Consider the following 15,368-nt stretch of genomic DNA (forward strand, 5'->3'; position numbering starts at 1 on the left):
GGAGTGACCCAATGGTAAAGTATTTCGTGGTTTCGGCGGTTGTTGCAGCGTTTTGCGGCCCGGCAATGGCAGCCAGCAAGAAGGAAACCGATTGCGGGCATCAGGCGGCTGTGGTTGCCGCCGTTCAGCAGGCGCGGATCGACCGGATCGGCGAACGCAAGGTGCCTGCGCATGTGGCCGCCAAGGCGACATGGCCGGACCGCTACAATACCGCGATCACGCTGGTGACCCCCTGGGTCTACGAGATGAAGATGCGTGACGTGAAATCCCAGGACCTGTCTGCGGCCTGGAAAGAGATGTGCCTGTCACAGTGACCCTCGACCGGGCGGCCTGACCGGGCCGCCGGAACACCAACCTGTTGATGTGCTGACGCGGCACCCGCTGGACGATGGCGGGCGCGGGGCGTAAGATATGGTATGAGCCTGCCACCCGGATTCCTGGACGAATTGCGCAGCCGAGCGAGCCTGTCTCAGGTCGTCGGCCGCAAAGTCATGTGGGATCAGCGCAAGTCCAATCAGGGCAAGGGCGACATGTGGGCGCCTTGCCCCTTTCATCAGGAAAAATCCGCCAGCTTCCATGTCGATGACCGCAAGGGATTCTATTACTGCTTTGGCTGTCACGCCAAGGGGGATGCGATCTCATTCGTGCGCGAGACGGAGAATGTCGGCTTCATGGAGGCGGTGGAGATCCTTGCGCGCGAGGCGGGCATGCCGATGCCCGCACGCGACCCCAGGGCCGCCGAGAAGGCGGACAAGCGCAGCGATCTGGCCGAGGTGATGGAACTGGCGGTGCGCTGGTTCCGCCTGCAACTGCAGACCGGGGCGGCGGCGGAGGCGCGGGCCTATCTGGCGCGGCGGGGGCTGGAGGAAAAGGCGCTCGACCATTGGGAAATCGGCTTTGCGCCGGACAGCTGGCAGGGGCTGTGGGACGCGCTGACCGGCAAGGGCGTGTCGGAGCAGATGATGCTGGATGCGGGGCTGGCCAAGCCTTCGTCCAAGGGCGGCAAACCCTATGACACCTTTCGCGGGCGGATCATGTTCCCGATCCGCGATGCGCGGGGGCGGGCGATTGCCTTTGGTGGCCGGGCGATGGACCCGAACGACAATGCCAAATACCTCAATTCGCCCGAGACCGAATTGTTCGACAAGGGCCGCAGCCTTTACAACGTGCGCGACGCGCGCACGGCGGCGGGCAAGGGGCAACCGCTGCTGGTGGCCGAAGGTTATATGGATGTGATTGCCCTGCATGGCGCGGGCTTCGAGGCGGCGGTGGCCCCCCTGGGCACGGCGATCACCGAAAACCAGTTGCAGATGCTCTGGCGGATCGACCCCGAACCGATCATCACGTTGGATGGCGACACCGCAGGCCAGCGCGCCGCGCTGCGCCTGATCGACCTTGCGCTGCCCCTGCTTGAGGCGGGCCAGTCGCTCCGCTTTGCCATGATGCCAGAGGGGCAGGACCCGGACGATCTGCTGAAAGCGGCGGGACCGGGGGCCTTTCAGAAACTGATAGATCAGGCGATCCCGATGGTGCGGCTGCTGTGGCAACGCGAAACCGAAGGCCGGGTGTTCGACAGCCCCGAACGCAAGGCGGCGCTGGACAAATCCCTGCGCGAGAAGATCAAGCTGATCCGGGATCCGTCAATCCGCAGCCACTACGGCCAGGAGATCAAGGATCTGCGCTGGCAGCTGTTCCGCCCGGGTCCCGGCGCGCGGACCGGCTCTGCCAACCGGGGGGCGCGGCCTGGCGGCAAGTGGCAGGCCCCGCCGCTGGCCCCTTTGCCCAGCACCAAGGCCTCGGTGCTGGCGGGGGGCGACAACCATGTGACCCATCACCTGCGCGAAGCGGTGATCCTGGCCGCCGTGCTGGGCTGCCCGGAGATTGCCGAGGATTTTGAAAGCGGCCTGGAAAGCATGGCCTGTCAGGACCGCACCCATGCGGTGATCCGCGACATGATTCTGCGCCATGCGCCGCAGGGCGCGGCAGTGTTGCGCGAAAAAATTTCCAGCGTGCTGGGGCCGGATGCCCTTGAAAACCTGACCTCACAGCGCCATGTCGCGATCACCCCCTGTATCCGCAACCCGGGCAACACCGAGATGGCCACCATGACCGTGGCCGAGGAACTGGCCAAGCTGGAGGCGGCGCGGGGGCTGAGCGCGGAAATTGCCGAGGCCGAGGAAGACATGGCAGGCACCGCCGACGAAGGGCTGACCTGGCGGTTGAGCGAGGCTGTGCGCAGCGCGGATCAGGCCACGAGGTCGGGGCAGGAAGACAAGGCGGAATATGAGGTGGGCGAGAATGGCGCACGCATGTCCCGCGATGAACGCAGCGCGCTGGACGCGCTGCTTGAGAACATTACCTATGAAAAACCCAAGGGCCGCAGTTGAAAAGTGACCTTTTCGCAGGCTCTTGGGGAAAAAGCAGTACAACGGGTTTAAGAATCACCGCAAACCCCGCATGATTCGCGACAACCGAATCACCACACTGATTCGCGCAACCGCGCTGGAGGACGTTCATGGCCGCTAAGGACACCAACGAAGATACCAAACGGGACGACTCCGACAGCGGTCATTCGCTGGATATGAGCCAGGCTGCCGTCAAGAAGATGATCTCCGAGGCGCGGGAACGGGGCTATATCACCTATGACCAGCTGAACACCGTTCTGCCCCCTGATCAGGTCTCATCCGAACAGATCGAGGATGTGATGTCGATGCTGTCCGAAATGGGCATCAACGTCATCGAGGATGAAGACGCCGAGGAGGAAGACGCCAAGGGGTCCACCGAACTGGCCACCACCGACAGCGCCAAGGAAGTTGCGCTGTCCTCCGGCACCGCCGAGAAACTGGACCGCACCGATGACCCGGTGCGCATGTACCTGCGCGAGATGGGCAGCGTCGAACTGCTGTCCCGCGAGGGCGAAATCGCCATCGCCAAGCGGATCGAGGCCGGCCGCAACACGATGATTGCGGGCCTGTGTGAAAGCCCGCTGACCTTTCAGGCGATCACCATCTGGCGCGACGAACTGCTGTCCGAGGACATCCTGCTGCGCGATGTGATCGACCTTGAGGCGACATTCGGCAACCAGCTGGGCGACGAGGAGGTAACCGCGCCCGTGGTGGCCCCCGGGGGTGCTGCGGACTCCAAGTCGGACGACGACAAGCAGGAGTTGGACGCAGACGGCAACCCGATTGCCAGCGATGACGACGATGACGAAGACGAACAGGCCAACATGAGCCTGGCGGCCATGGAAGCGGCGCTGAAACCGCAGGTCCTGGAAGCGCTGGACATCATCGCCGACGATTACGCCAAGCTGAGCGAAATGCAGGACAGCCGGATTTCCGCCACGCTGAACGAGGATGGATCGTTCTCCAGCAAGCAGGAAGACAAATATCAGAAACTGCGGTCCGAGATCGTGTTGCTGGTCAACGAGCTGCATCTGCACAACAACCGTATCGAGGCGCTGATCGACCAGCTTTACGGCATCAACCGCCGGATCATGCAGATCGACTCCGCCATGGTCAAACTCGCCGACCAGGCCCGCATCAACCGCAAGGAATTTGTCGACGCCTATCGCGGCTACGAGCTGGATCCCAACTGGATGGAGCGGATGGCCGACAAATCCGGTCGCGGCTGGCAGATGTTCATCGAACGCTCTGCCGACAAGGTCGAAGAGCTGCGCGCCGACATGGCGCAGGTCGGTCAATATGTGGGTCTCGACATCTCTGAATTCCGCCGCATCGTGCAGCAGGTTCAGAAGGGCGAGAAAGAAGCCCGTCAGGCCAAGAAGGAAATGGTCGAGGCGAACCTGCGTCTGGTGATCTCGATTGCCAAGAAATACACCAACCGCGGTTTGCAGTTCCTTGATCTCATTCAGGAAGGCAACATCGGCCTGATGAAGGCGGTGGACAAGTTCGAATACCGCCGCGGCTACAAGTTCTCCACCTATGCGACATGGTGGATCCGGCAGGCGATCACCCGGTCCATCGCGGATCAGGCGCGCACCATCCGTATCCCGGTCCATATGATCGAGACGATCAACAAGCTGGTGCGCACCGGTCGCCAGATGCTGCATGAAATCGGCCGCGAGCCGACGCCGGAAGAACTGGCCGAAAAGCTGCAAATGCCGCTGGAGAAGGTCCGCAAGGTGATGAAGATCGCCAAGGAGCCGATTTCCCTGGAGACGCCCATCGGCGACGAGGAAGACAGCCAGCTTGGCGATTTCATCGAGGACAAGAATGCGGTTCTGCCCCTCGACAGCGCCATTCAGGAGAACCTCAAGGAAACCACGACACGGGTTCTGGCCTCGCTCACCCCGCGCGAAGAACGGGTTCTGCGGATGCGCTTCGGCATCGGCATGAACACCGACCACACGCTGGAAGAAGTCGGCCAGCAGTTCAGCGTGACCCGCGAACGTATCCGCCAGATCGAAGCCAAGGCGCTGCGCAAGCTCAAGCACCCGAGCCGGAGCCGGAAGCTGCGGAGTTTCCTGGATCAATAGGCAAGCACCGGCCCGAAAGGGTAGTGTCAGAGATACAAAGGACCGGCGCTGTGCCGGTCCTTTTCTTTTTGACGCAGGGCGTTACCGGGCTGCCAGTGCTGCCCTGATCGCATCCTTCAGCGGCGTTGCAGGCCGCCCGATCAGGGTTTCAAGGTCGGTGCTGTCAGTCTCTAGCGCGCCCTTGGCCGCCTGGGCGTCGCTGTCCGCCAGCACACCTGCGAAACCTTCCGGCAGCCCGGCCGCGACCAGCGCCTGGGCGAAGGCTTCCTGCGGCATGTCCACGTAGGCGACCTCGCTGCCCGCCTCCGCGCTTAAGGTCTGAGCGAATTCTGACAGGGTAAACGCGGGCTGCCCGGCCAGTTCATAGACCTTTCCGGCGGCGTCGTCGCTCAGCAGCGCGACAGCGGCGGCTTCGGCGTAATCGTTGCGGGTGGCGGTTGTGAACCTGCCGTCACCGGCAGCACCGAAATGCTGACCCAGCTTCAGGTCGCTGTCCAGCGCGCCCAGCAGGTTCTCCGTATACCAGCCATTGCGCAACAGCGTGACGGGCAGGCCGGAACTGCGCAGCGCGGCCTCGGTCTCCTTGTGCTCCTGGGCAAGGATCATGGGCGAGCTGTCGGCCCGCAGGATGGAGGTATAGGCGATCAGGCCGACATCTGCGTCCCTGGCGGCGTCGATCACGTTCTGATGCTGGGCGACGCGTTGACCCACCGCGCTGGAGGAGATCAGCAAGACCTTGTGAACCCCCGCCATCGCGCTGCGCAGGCTGGCCGGATCGGTGTAATCCCCGATCCTCGGCTCAACGCCCCGGGCCCTGAGGGCGGCGGCATCCGCTTCCTTGCGCACAAGGCCCGCGATGGCGGCCTCCGGGGCCAGACGTTGCAGATGATCGAGCACGAGCTGGCCCAGCTGGCCGCTCGCCCCGGTGACAAGAATGCTGTTCGAAGACATTTGGTTTTCCTTTCGTTCCGAATCGAGTGTAAGTCTCATTTAGAGACCGCTAAGACATCCCGAAAGGAGGCATCTTCATGTCACAAGGTAACACCGAAGGAACCGCGACCCGGCAAGACCCTGCGTCGCTGAGCGCGCTGCACCCCTCTCCCGACGGGGTCTGCCCGGTGCGCGACCTGCTTGACCATATCGCAGCCAAGTGGACGACCCTCGTGCTTCTGGCGCTGGAGCAGGAGCCGCGACGCTTCAACACCCTGCTGCGGATGCTGCCGGATATTTCGCGGCGGATGCTGACCCAAAGCCTGCGCGACCTAGAGCGCGGCGGGTTCATCGACCGGACCGTATTCCCGACCAAGCCACCGGCCGTTCAATACGCTCTGACGCCGATGGGCCATTCGCTGATGGGACCGATCCGGTCGCTGATCGGCTGGGCCGAGGCCAATGAAACCGCCCTCAACGCGGCCCGCGCCCGTTACGATGCGGCGCAGGCATGATTGGACGGGTTTCACAGCTTGATGCGGCATTGCAGGCCAAGCTGGAGCAGCGCGACCTGATCGTATTTGATGGCGAATGTGTTTTGTGCTCCGGCTTCTTTCGCTTCATGCTGCGCCGCGATCGTTCCCGGCGCTTTGCCTTTGCCACGGCGCAATCGCCCTTGGGGCAATCGCTCTATCAGGCATTGGGGCTGCCGACAGATGATTTTGAGACAAACCTCGTGGTGACGGAAGGGCGGATCCATGGACATCTTGATGCATTCGCGGCAGCGATGGGGGCATCGGGCTGGCCCTGGCGGCTGCTTGGCGGGGTGAAATTCCTCCCACGGTCCATCAAGATGCCGCTTTACCGGCTGATCGCGCGCAACCGGTTCCGCATCTTCGGCCGCTACGATCAATGCATGATCCCGGATGCCCCGCTGCGCGCCCGTTTCGCGCCGGATGGCTTTTGAGGTCCGCTTTTGTCCGGGCATTCCCGGATCCGGGTTGTGGTCGGCGACCGGGGGGCGCAAAAGGTGACACAGCTGTGATTAGACTTGCCCCCAGTTCAGCCTATTTCTGATGGGGTCAGCTAAGCAAAGGATACGACATGCGAAGATTGAGCTTTGCCGCAGTGTCAGTGGCGATTTTGACGGGTGGTCTGTCGGCGGCATCGGCTGCCCCGTCCTATGAAGCGGTCAATCACCTGAAGGTCCATGGCATCTCACCGACGTCGTTCGAGGTCATTGAAGCCCTTGGCGAAGGTGCGCGGGGCATGTGGTGCGCAGCGGCGGATTACGCGATCCACCAGCTTGGCGTGGCGGCGACCCAGCGGCTTTACGTCAAATCGCCCCGCGGCAGGTCGCAAAGCTACAGCGGGCGGGTGGGTGTGGTTTTCACCACCGATGCATCCAGTTTGCCGACCGAACCGTCCCGCTCTGTCGCCGTGCGTGTGGACACGCCCGGCCTGGGCCTGCCGGTCTATCACGCCAACCAGTTCTGCAGGGACTTCTTGCTGGAATTCGAGACCATCCGCTTCCGGCGCGGTCTGAACTGAGGCGATTGTCGGCGGATGAAGGATTGCGTTCAATCAGGGGGCCAGCGGGGCTGATCGGAACCATGCAGACCAGTTTTACCATTTCCACTGCGGGCCAGGGGCTATACCCCCTTACCGACAAGGTCGCGCATTGGGTTGCCGGTCAGGGCGACGGGTTGCTGACGCTTTTGATCTGCCACACCTCGGCCTCTCTTCTGATACAGGAAAACGCCGATCCGGATGTGCAGACCGATCTGCTGGCCTTCTACCAGCGGCTGGTGCCGCCTGCGGATGCTCCCGCCATGAGCTATCTGCGGCACCGCATGGAAGGGCCCGATGACATGCCCGCCCATATCAAGGCGGCGATGCTGCCGGTGAACCTGTCCATTCCCGTGGCTGGCGGGCGGCTGCAACTGGGGACCTGGCAGGGGATCTATCTGTTCGAACATCGCGATGCGCCCCACCGGCGCAGGGTCGCGGCACATTTCAGCGCCGACAGGGGCTGAACGCCTCCGGATCCGGTGGCTCCTGCGGCAAATTTCGTCCCGGTGACCTGCATTTGCCCTGCCTGTTTCCTGCATGGCGCGGCATCGGCGACCGTTGGCTTCAGGTCACATCTGGACACACAACATGTTGCGGCGCATTTCGCCCCTACCCAAAACCTCGCGTAGACCCTATAAGTTTCGGCAAGAGGGCGTATAGCCCCACAAGCGAGGCAGGTTAGAAAAAGGGGGATGGCCGATGCGGTGCCCATTCTGCGGAAATATCGATACCCAAGTTAAGGACAGTCGCCCGGCGGAGGATCACGTTTCCATCCGGCGCAGGCGTTTTTGCCCGGCCTGTGGCGGGCGGTTCACCACCTATGAGCGTGTGCAGCTGCGCGACCTCGTTGTGATCAAGACCAATGGCAAACGCGAGGATTTCGACCGCGACAAGCTGGAACGCTCGATCCGGATCTCGATGCAGAAACGCCCGATAGAGCCCGAGCGGATCGACCAGATGATCAGCGGCATCGTGCGGCGGCTGGAAAGCATGGGCGAAACCGACATCGGTTCCAAGCAGATCGGCGAGATCGTGATGGAAGCGCTGAACCGGATCGACACCGTGGCCTACGTGCGCTTTGCCAGTGTTTACAAGAACTTCCAGGCTGCAGACGATTTCGACAAATTCGTCGCCGAGCTGCGACCCGACCTGCCCAAGGAAGAGTGACCGGGCAGGCGGGCATCGACGCGCGCTTCATGGCGCATGCGCTGACGCTGGGGCGTCGCGGCCAGGGGCGTGTCTGGCCGAACCCGGCGGTGGGCTGCGTGATCGTGGCGGCAGGCCGGATCGTCGGGCGCGGCTGGACCCAGCCCGGCGGCAGGCCCCATGCAGAGACCGAGGCGCTGGCGCAGGCCGGTGCCGCCGCCAGGGGGGCGGATGTCTATGTGACGCTGGAACCCTGTGCGCATCACGGACAGACCCCGCCCTGTGCCAGGGCGCTGATCGAGGCGGGCGTGGCCCGCGTTGTCATCGCGGTTCAGGATCAGGATGCCCGTGTCGACGGGCGCGGTGTGGCCATGCTGCGCGCGGCGGGCATCGAGGTGGTGCAGGGTGTCTGCGAAGCTGAGGCCCGGCGGGATCATGAAGGGTTTTTCAGACGTGTGAGCCAGGGCCAGCCCGTCGTGACATTGAAACTGGCCCAGACATTCGATGGCCGCATTGCCACCGGCACCGGGGAAAGCCAGTGGATCACCGGGCCCGAGGCACGCCGCGCCGTCCACGCCATGCGCGCGCGCCACGATGCGGTGATGGTGGGCGGTGGCACCGCCCGCAAGGACGATCCCAGCCTCACGGTGCGCGATCTGGGGGTCACATGGCAACCCGCCCGGGTGGTTGTGTCACGCCGCCTTGATCTGCCGCTGATGGGCAAACTGGCCCGCAGCGCCGCCGAGGTGCCGCTGATCCTGTGCCATGGCAGGGACGCCGATCCGACCCTTGCGCGCACGTGGCGCGATCTTGGGGCCACCCTGCTGCCCTGCGCCGCACGGGGCGGGCAGCTCGACCCGGTCGATGTGCTGCGGCAGCTCGGCGCACATGGGCTGACGCGGATCTTCTGCGAAGGGGGCAGCGCGCTTGCCGCATCGCTGATCGAGGCGGATCTGGTGGACCAGCTCATCGGTTTCAACGCAGGGCTGATCATCGGGGCAGAGGGGTTGCCGGGCATCGGCGCCATGGGCCTGTCCCGGCTCGCCGCTGCACCACGCTACACCCTGGGCGAAACCCGCCGCATCGGGGCTGACGCCCTGCACATCTGGCACCGCGCCTGACGGGGCCACACCCCCCCTTTCTTTTTGGCTCTATAGCGCTTCGGGATATACCTGAATCACTTGTTCGCTGCCTCTCCCTTCGGTCGAACGCGAAAAGTGATGTTGGATGTTTCAAGTTAATCCCGAAACGCTGTAAATATCCAATCCCGCAGTCACCGCCCGCGCCACAGATGGCTCTGGCTCGCCAGCAGCCCCTGCAGTTTGGACAGCGCCCGGTTGCCCAGGCCCGGCGTCGGAACATTGCCCGAGGCCAGCCGCGCCACCACCACCTCAACCGGGCAGGGCAGGCCGGTTACCGGATCCAGGTAGCGCGGGTAGTCGATCAGCGTGGCATGGACCAACCCCTCCAGCCCCGGTTCCGCCCGCCTGCGCGGCGGCACATCGCCGAGATCGCGGGTCAGCCCCCAGCCTGCATAAAAAGGCACGCCCAGCGTGGTGACCGGCACGTCGCGCAGCAGGGCCTCGAAGCCCAGAAGCGATGTCATGGTCCAGACCTCATCGACCTGTCCCAGCAGCGCGATCGGATCGGCGCGGGTCAGCACGTGATCGGCCAGAGCTGCCGCGGTGTCGCCGCCGGTCCGCAGCCCGGCCTCCACGTCCGGGTGCGGCTTGTAGAGGATCACCGCCTCCGGATGGGCGGCGCGGGCAGCGCGCAGCAGATCCGCATTTGTCCGCACCGCATCGGCACCCGTCCTGATGGAGGCGTCATCCTCCACCTGTCCGGGCACAAGGATGCGCCGCCCATGGGGCAGGGCGCCAAGATCGGCACTGCCGGCAAGGTTGTATTTGCTCAGCCCGGCCTGCCGGATTGCCGCGATCAGGTCCTGGGCGCGTCTGCGTTGATCGGGGCGCAGATCGGCGCGGCGTTCGATCCATTTTTCCAGCCGGCTGGGCCGGGACGGATCGTAATAGATGCCCAGATCGTCACAGACCAGCGACAGGGGCGGCACCAGTTCCGCCCCCAGCCCGCGCGAACGCAGGAACCCGTCCTCGATCCGGCAGGCGTCGCCATGGCCGACATCGGCCTTGCCCGCCCAGACCATCCAGCGGCGCGGGGCGGCGGCGCGGGCACGGGCCGGGTCATCTTCAAAGATCATCGGCCTGGTCCGGCCAAAGAAGCCTTGCAGGGGTTTGCGTTTCCACAGGCTGATCTTTGATCCGGTCCAGCCCAGGTGATCTTCGCGCCAGGCGCGGGTTTGGGCCGCCAGCGCCTCCATCGCGTCTTCAAGCGGGCACAGGCGGTCCCGGTAGGGGTCATACCATTTTGGATAGAGGATCATCGCCGCCGCGAAAAGCTGCGCGCGGGTCAGCACGCGCTGGCGGCGCGGGACCGGGAATTCATCCGTGGTCAGCCCCCAGCCCGCATAGAACGGCTGGCCGAAAACGCGCGGCTTATGCCCGGCAAAGATCGCCTCGAACCCCAGCTGCGAGGACACGGTATAGACGCCAACCGCCCCTTCGAAGAGCTTCCAGGGGCTGACCGCATCCTCCAGCAGGCGCACCCGGTCACTGGTGTCGTCGGGGCCGAAATAGCCGACGCGCTGACCTTGCGTCGTCTCGGGATGGCATTTGATCACCACCGGGCAGCCGGGGTGTTCTTCCTGGGCAAAGACCAGCATTTCCAGAAACCGCGCCCGGTCGGCGTTTGAGGCGGTCACCGAGGCATCACCTCGGGTCTGGTCGATCACCAGCACATAGCCGGGGGCAGGGACCCCGGCCTCCGGTTCGAAGCCGGTGTATTTGGTCAGATGCGCCTCCTGCATCCGGGCGATGGCGCCGCGCGCGCGGTTCAGCAGATTGGTGTCGTCCAGCGGATGGCTGGCCAGAAGGTCTTCCAGCTCAGAGGGTTGGGCGGGGTCGAAATGCAGCCCCTTGTGGTCGATCAGCAGGCCCAGCGGCGGCTCACCGCCGGTGCGGCCCGGGTGGATCGAGCGCAGCAGCGCGTCTTCGATGCGGACCAGTGGAACGCCCCGTTTCGAGGCGACCGCAAGGCCCCGGTGCGCGGTGGGCGAATTGCCCCAGACCGCCACGTGGTCGCCCGCGCGCGGCAGGCCAAGGTGCAGCGAATAGCCCGACAGGCGCAGGATGCGGCGCAGCCGGCGCTGGGTCAGGAAACCGCCGTTATAGACAAAAAGCCGCCGGTCCTTTTCAGGACCGGCGGCGGTTGTGTCGTGGATTTCCGGCCCGAGAGCCATTCAGATCATTCCGTGAGCGAGGTCAGGCTCGCTGCCGATCCGGCGGTGCCGGTAATGGCCGAGATCACCTTGCTCCACTGGGCGAAGGGGGCTTCGGTCACATAGATGGTATCGCCGTCGCGGATGACGAAGTCGCGGGCCATGAACATGCCGTTGGGCTGCGTGAGGTCCAGAACATAGACCATGCGCTGCACGCCGGACAGGTCGTTGCGGCCCAGCACCTGTTCTGCAACTTCCTGCGGTTCGTTGCGGAAGACAAAGACGCCGGTGGGGTCGGCAAGACCGGCGTTCAGGCCGCCGACCTGGGCGATGCCCTCAAGCGCCGAGAGGTTCTGCGTTTCAAAGGGCACACGGGCCTGCCCGCCGGTCGCGCCAAGCGCGGTAAAGGAGCGGGTATCGGCTTCGACCAGGATACGGTCGCCCGCGCGCAGCGCGATGTCGAGTTCGGGATGCTCATAGAGGTCCTGGAACCAGATCTTGCCGCGTTTGGAACCGCGAATGATGGTGATCTGCGCGATTTCAGGTTCAATTGCGACGCCGCCTGCGCGGGCCAGCATGGTCGACAGCGTGCGGGTGGGCCGCTCGATCGGGTAGACGCCCTGCGCCCCGATGCCGCCGACCAGCGACACGGTAGAACCGTCACCCGCCGCGCGGCGGACCTCGACCTGCGGATCGGGGGTCTGTTCACCCAGCCGGTTGGTGATGATGCGGCGGATCGCGTCGGGGGTGTTGCCCGCCGCCTTGATGCGGCCCGCATAGGGGATAAAGATGAAGCCCGCGCCATCAACCTGCACTTCTTCCAGCAGGGTCGCCGGGGCGCCTTCGACACCCAGCAGCGGATCATCGACGTTTTCATAGACGGTGATGCCCAGCACGTCGCCGGGACGGATGGTGTCGGACCCCAGCTGCGAGGCGTTCTTGAATTCTTCGGAGAAGCCAAGTGCGGGGACCACGGCGGTGGCGCGGGTGACACGGTCATTGACCGAGACGATGAAGGCATCGCCTTCCTTCTGCACCGATCCGGAAAAAATCTGTCTTTTGTTCGGGCCCGCCTGTGGCAAGCCGCAGGATGAGATCACGGCCAATGCCGCAAGCACTGCGATGGGCCGCGCCCACCGAAATTTTCTGGTTTTCACTGCCCGGTCTCCTCGACCTGTTCAATCTGCCTCGGGTTTCGCCGATTTTTTCGACGTATTTGGGCGCAGGCTACGTCAGGTAGAATTGAAAATCCAGACAAGTGAGCAGCTTAGGTCAGGTAACGACCCGCAACTGTTGCCTTGGGGCCGCGGTTCCATGTTCCAGCGCGTCATAGGGATCTTCTTCGGCCAGCATCATATCGACCACCTGCCGCAGCAATTGCCGCCGTCCGCGGGCGGCATAGAAACCGCCGGGAATTTGCGAAGTTTCAAGCAGATAGCGCCGGAAATCCTTGTAGGCCTTGTTATCGGGGCGGCTGGCACGGGCAAAAAACTCGGGCAGCGGCTGGTCCGAGACGAATTCGGGCTGGGCATAGACCGCGCGGCCAAAGACCTTGAGCGGAATTCCGCGCCACAGCACCTGCTGTCCGGCGGTGGAATTCACGGTCACCGCACTGCGCGCATCGTTGAGCAGCTGTGCGAGTTTGCCGCCGCGCACGTAATGCACCCGGTCGGAGACGCCCAGCTTGCGCGCAAGGCGCTTCAGGTCGCGGCGCACCGGCACGCGGCCGTCTTCCAGCGGGTGGGCCTTGACCACCAGGTGGTGATGTTTCGGCGCGCCCTTGGCAAAGCCGTCGATCACCAGCTCCAGAAAATCGCCCATGGTGTCGAAGGGGGAATGCATCTGGAACGAACTGTCATGCTCCAGCTGCAGCAGCGCCAGGTGGTAGGGAAAGCCGCCCAGCCGGATGCGCAGGGTGGCGATCAGACGGTCCGCCGCCAGCGCGGGCATCAGCAACAACCGCTTGAGGTAAAGCTGGAATTCCTTGGTCACCGGCAGGCTGCGATGGGGTCGGAAATTGCGGTAGTCGCCGTTCCGGAACATCACGAACCAATGGTAGAGCGCGCCATAGAAAATATGGTGCCGCATGTCGCCCCAATGGCCGGGGGGCAGGGGCGCCTCCATGTCCGAATTGGCCAGCGCCGCCTGCATCTGCGGAATCGTCATCTCCATCAGGCGGGAGTTGCCGTTGGAGCCGCCGCGTTCGTAGGTCACCCAATAGGGCCGCATATAGCCTTCTTCAAAGACATGTATGGTCACGCCGCGCGCCCGGGCTTCGGCCACGGCCTGGGCGTGGATCGGGCGGGTGTCGCCGTAAAGCACGATGTCGGTGATCCGCTTTTCCGCAATCAGCGATTTGAAGGTCTCGGGCCAGTCCTGCGCCGTGCCGCGATAGGGGATATAGCTGCGCGGATGGAACCAGAAGGCCCGGTCGCCCGCGTTGAACCCCACGCGCCAGACCTCTGCCCCCGTCAACCGCAGCATCTTGCCCAGGCGGTTGAAGAAGGGGCCATGCGGCCCCTGCAGGAACAGGAATACCCTTTTTTCGGGCGCGGCGTGGGTCATGTGTATCCTCTGGCAGCTCGGGTCGGCACAGTCTTGCCATGCAATGGGGGCGAAAATGTGGCGCAAGCGGCTCTTGCCGTCCGGTTGGCGTGGGGTTACCTCGGTGGACAGGATAGTCAAGGAGCAGCCCATGTTCACAGGGATCATCACCGATATCGGAACCGTTGTCGCGCTGGCGCAGGAAGGCGACCTGCGCGCGCGGATCAAGACCGCATATGCGACCGACCGGATCGACATGGGCGCTTCGATTGCCAGCGACGGGGTCTGCCTGACGGTGGTGGGCCTTGGCCCGGATTGGTACGAGGTCCAGATCAGCGCCGAGACCGTGGACAAGACCAATATCGGCCATAATGGCTGGCACATTGGCAAACGCGTGAACCTGGAGCGCGCCCTGAAGGTGGGTGATGAGCTGGGCGGGCATATCGTCTCGGGCCATGTGGACGGTGTGGCCGAAGTGGTGGCGATGGCGGATGAGGGTGACAGCACCCGCGTGACCCTGCGCGCGCCGAAGGCGCTGGCGCGCTTTATCGCGCCCAAAGGGTCGGTGGCGCTGAACGGCACATCGCTGACCGTGAACGAGGTCGACGGCTGCGATTTCGGCATCAACTTTATCCCGCATACCAAAGAGGCGACGACCTGGGGTGATGTGGCACTGGGCGACCGCGTGAACCTGGAGATCGACACCCTGGCGCGCTATGTCGCGCGGCTGGGGGAAATGTCATGAAGCCGGGCATCGGGCATAATCAGGGGCCGACCATGGAGCGCGGCCAGAAATGGCGGACCTTCCAGTGGCAAAAGGCGCGCAATGCCGCCATGCCCAAGGCGATCCCGCTGATGGTGGTCAAGATGCATGTGGCGCGCGCCCGTGCGCTGGGGCTGGACTATCCGACCTATGCGGCAGTGCGCAAGGCGACGGGGCGTGATGTCATGGGGCTGCTGTTCTCCTCCAATGCCCTGAGGGTGGTGCGGATGGAGGCGCCGCAGATGCCGGTGGGCCGCGAGGACAAGCTGGCGGCGCTGGAAGGCGCGCAAAAGCTGGCGCTGGTCCATCGCCCATTGAGCCCGACGCTGGTGGCGGCGGCCAATCCGGTGCTGGACGCAACCGCAGCGGCGCCGAAGTTTACCGACAGCTGGGGTGAGATGCGGGCGCATCTGGGCGAGGTGATCACCGCCCAGGGCCTGCTGCGCGATCAGGTGCTGATCATCGGGGACACCGCGCTGGAGCGCGACTGGACCGGTGCGGCACGGGCGGCAGGCTACCTTGAGGCGGGGCGGTACTTTTCCTGAACCCGGTTGGTTGCGGGCCCTGGGCCTGCGGGTGTGAACGCAGGCTGCCGTGCGCTTTGCAGGCGGCTGCTTGGC

General features: G+C 64.3%; 15 protein-coding genes. 11 read left to right on the top strand and 4 right to left on the bottom strand.

Annotated elements, in window-relative coordinates:
- Nucleotides 1–11: 11 nt before the first annotated feature.
- The 3 genes from ACWNZ3_RS06910 (at nt 12) to rpoD (ending at nt 4,498) form a co-directional block, all read left to right on the top strand.
- A complete protein-coding gene (locus ACWNZ3_RS06910) occupies nt 12–314 on the top strand; it encodes a hypothetical protein (RefSeq protein WP_269365474.1) in 303 nt (100 codons plus the stop codon).
- A 102-nt stretch (nt 315–416) separates the two neighbouring features.
- Complete coding sequence (gene dnaG, locus ACWNZ3_RS06915) at nt 417–2,387, top strand: DNA primase (RefSeq protein ID WP_496901655.1); 1,971 nt, start codon at nt 417–419, stop codon at nt 2,385–2,387.
- 128 nt (nt 2,388–2,515) lie between these two features.
- Entirely contained in the window at nt 2,516–4,498 is a 1,983-nt protein-coding gene (rpoD, locus tag ACWNZ3_RS06920) for an RNA polymerase sigma factor RpoD (RefSeq protein ID WP_269365470.1), read from the top strand.
- Nucleotides 4,499–4,579: 81 nt separating this feature from the next.
- Here rpoD and ACWNZ3_RS06925 read toward each other — a convergent pair whose 3' ends face one another.
- The gene (locus ACWNZ3_RS06925; protein ID WP_496901656.1) at nt 4,580–5,449 is read right to left on the bottom strand and encodes an SDR family oxidoreductase; all 870 of its coding nucleotides are present in this window, start codon (nt 5,447–5,449) and stop codon (nt 4,580–4,582) included.
- Nucleotides 5,450–5,526: 77 nt separating this feature from the next.
- Here ACWNZ3_RS06925 and ACWNZ3_RS06930 point away from each other — a divergent pair, with 77 nt between their 5' ends.
- The 6 genes from ACWNZ3_RS06930 to ribD all read left to right on the top strand — a co-directional run bounded on the left by ACWNZ3_RS06930 (nt 5,527) and on the right by ribD (nt 9,267).
- Nucleotides 5,527–5,943 (top strand): winged helix-turn-helix transcriptional regulator, encoded by a 417-nt coding sequence (locus tag ACWNZ3_RS06930; protein ID WP_269365467.1) that lies wholly within the window; start codon nt 5,527–5,529, stop codon nt 5,941–5,943.
- Nucleotides 5,940–6,395, top strand: coding sequence for a thiol-disulfide oxidoreductase DCC family protein (locus ACWNZ3_RS06935; protein WP_496901657.1), 456 nt, complete (start codon nt 5,940–5,942; stop codon nt 6,393–6,395). Before ACWNZ3_RS06930 ends, ACWNZ3_RS06935 begins: the two co-directional genes overlap by 4 nt.
- A 137-nt stretch (nt 6,396–6,532) precedes the next feature.
- Nucleotides 6,533–6,979, top strand: a complete 447-nt coding sequence (locus ACWNZ3_RS06940) for a hypothetical protein (RefSeq protein ID WP_496901658.1) — start codon at nt 6,533–6,535, stop codon at nt 6,977–6,979.
- A gap of 62 nt (nt 6,980–7,041) precedes the next feature.
- Nucleotides 7,042–7,464 carry a secondary thiamine-phosphate synthase enzyme YjbQ gene (locus tag ACWNZ3_RS06945; protein ID WP_496901659.1) on the top strand — a complete coding sequence of 141 codons (423 nt, stop codon included), beginning with the start codon at nt 7,042–7,044 and terminating at the stop codon, nt 7,462–7,464.
- 235 nt (nt 7,465–7,699) lie between these two features.
- On the top strand, nt 7,700–8,167 hold the full coding sequence (gene nrdR / locus ACWNZ3_RS06950) for a transcriptional regulator NrdR (RefSeq protein WP_067289253.1): 468 nt from the start codon (nt 7,700–7,702) through the stop codon (nt 8,165–8,167).
- 29 nt (nt 8,168–8,196) lie between these two features.
- Nucleotides 8,197–9,267, top strand: coding sequence for a bifunctional diaminohydroxyphosphoribosylaminopyrimidine deaminase/5-amino-6-(5-phosphoribosylamino)uracil reductase RibD (ribD, locus tag ACWNZ3_RS06955; protein WP_496901886.1), 1,071 nt, complete (start codon nt 8,197–8,199; stop codon nt 9,265–9,267).
- A gap of 152 nt (nt 9,268–9,419) precedes the next feature.
- Here ribD and ACWNZ3_RS06960 read toward each other — a convergent pair whose 3' ends face one another.
- The 3 genes from ACWNZ3_RS06960 to ACWNZ3_RS06970 all read right to left on the bottom strand — a co-directional run bounded on the left by ACWNZ3_RS06960 (nt 9,420) and on the right by ACWNZ3_RS06970 (nt 14,006).
- Nucleotides 9,420–11,462 carry a capsule polysaccharide biogenesis protein gene (locus ACWNZ3_RS06960; protein WP_496901660.1) on the bottom strand — a complete coding sequence of 681 codons (2,043 nt, stop codon included), beginning with the start codon at nt 11,460–11,462 and terminating at the stop codon, nt 9,420–9,422.
- Nucleotides 11,463–11,467: 5 nt separating this feature from the next.
- Nucleotides 11,468–12,598, bottom strand: coding sequence for a polysaccharide biosynthesis/export family protein (locus tag ACWNZ3_RS06965; RefSeq protein WP_269365461.1), 1,131 nt, complete (start codon nt 12,596–12,598; stop codon nt 11,468–11,470).
- A gap of 115 nt (nt 12,599–12,713) precedes the next feature.
- Nucleotides 12,714–14,006, bottom strand: coding sequence for a capsule polysaccharide biogenesis protein (locus ACWNZ3_RS06970; RefSeq protein ID WP_496901661.1), 1,293 nt, complete (start codon nt 14,004–14,006; stop codon nt 12,714–12,716).
- Nucleotides 14,007–14,136: 130 nt separating this feature from the next.
- Between ACWNZ3_RS06970 and ACWNZ3_RS06975 the strand changes: the two genes are divergently transcribed.
- Both ACWNZ3_RS06975 and ACWNZ3_RS06980 read left to right on the top strand, forming a co-directional pair.
- Complete coding sequence (locus ACWNZ3_RS06975) at nt 14,137–14,730, top strand: riboflavin synthase (RefSeq protein ID WP_496901662.1); 594 nt, start codon at nt 14,137–14,139, stop codon at nt 14,728–14,730.
- On the top strand, nt 14,727–15,293 hold the full coding sequence (locus ACWNZ3_RS06980) for a hypothetical protein (RefSeq protein ID WP_496901663.1): 567 nt from the start codon (nt 14,727–14,729) through the stop codon (nt 15,291–15,293). Before ACWNZ3_RS06975 ends, ACWNZ3_RS06980 begins: the two co-directional genes overlap by 4 nt.
- Nucleotides 15,294–15,368: the final 75 nt, after the last annotated feature.

This window comes from Sulfitobacter sp. IGS-18 (assembly GCF_059628195.1).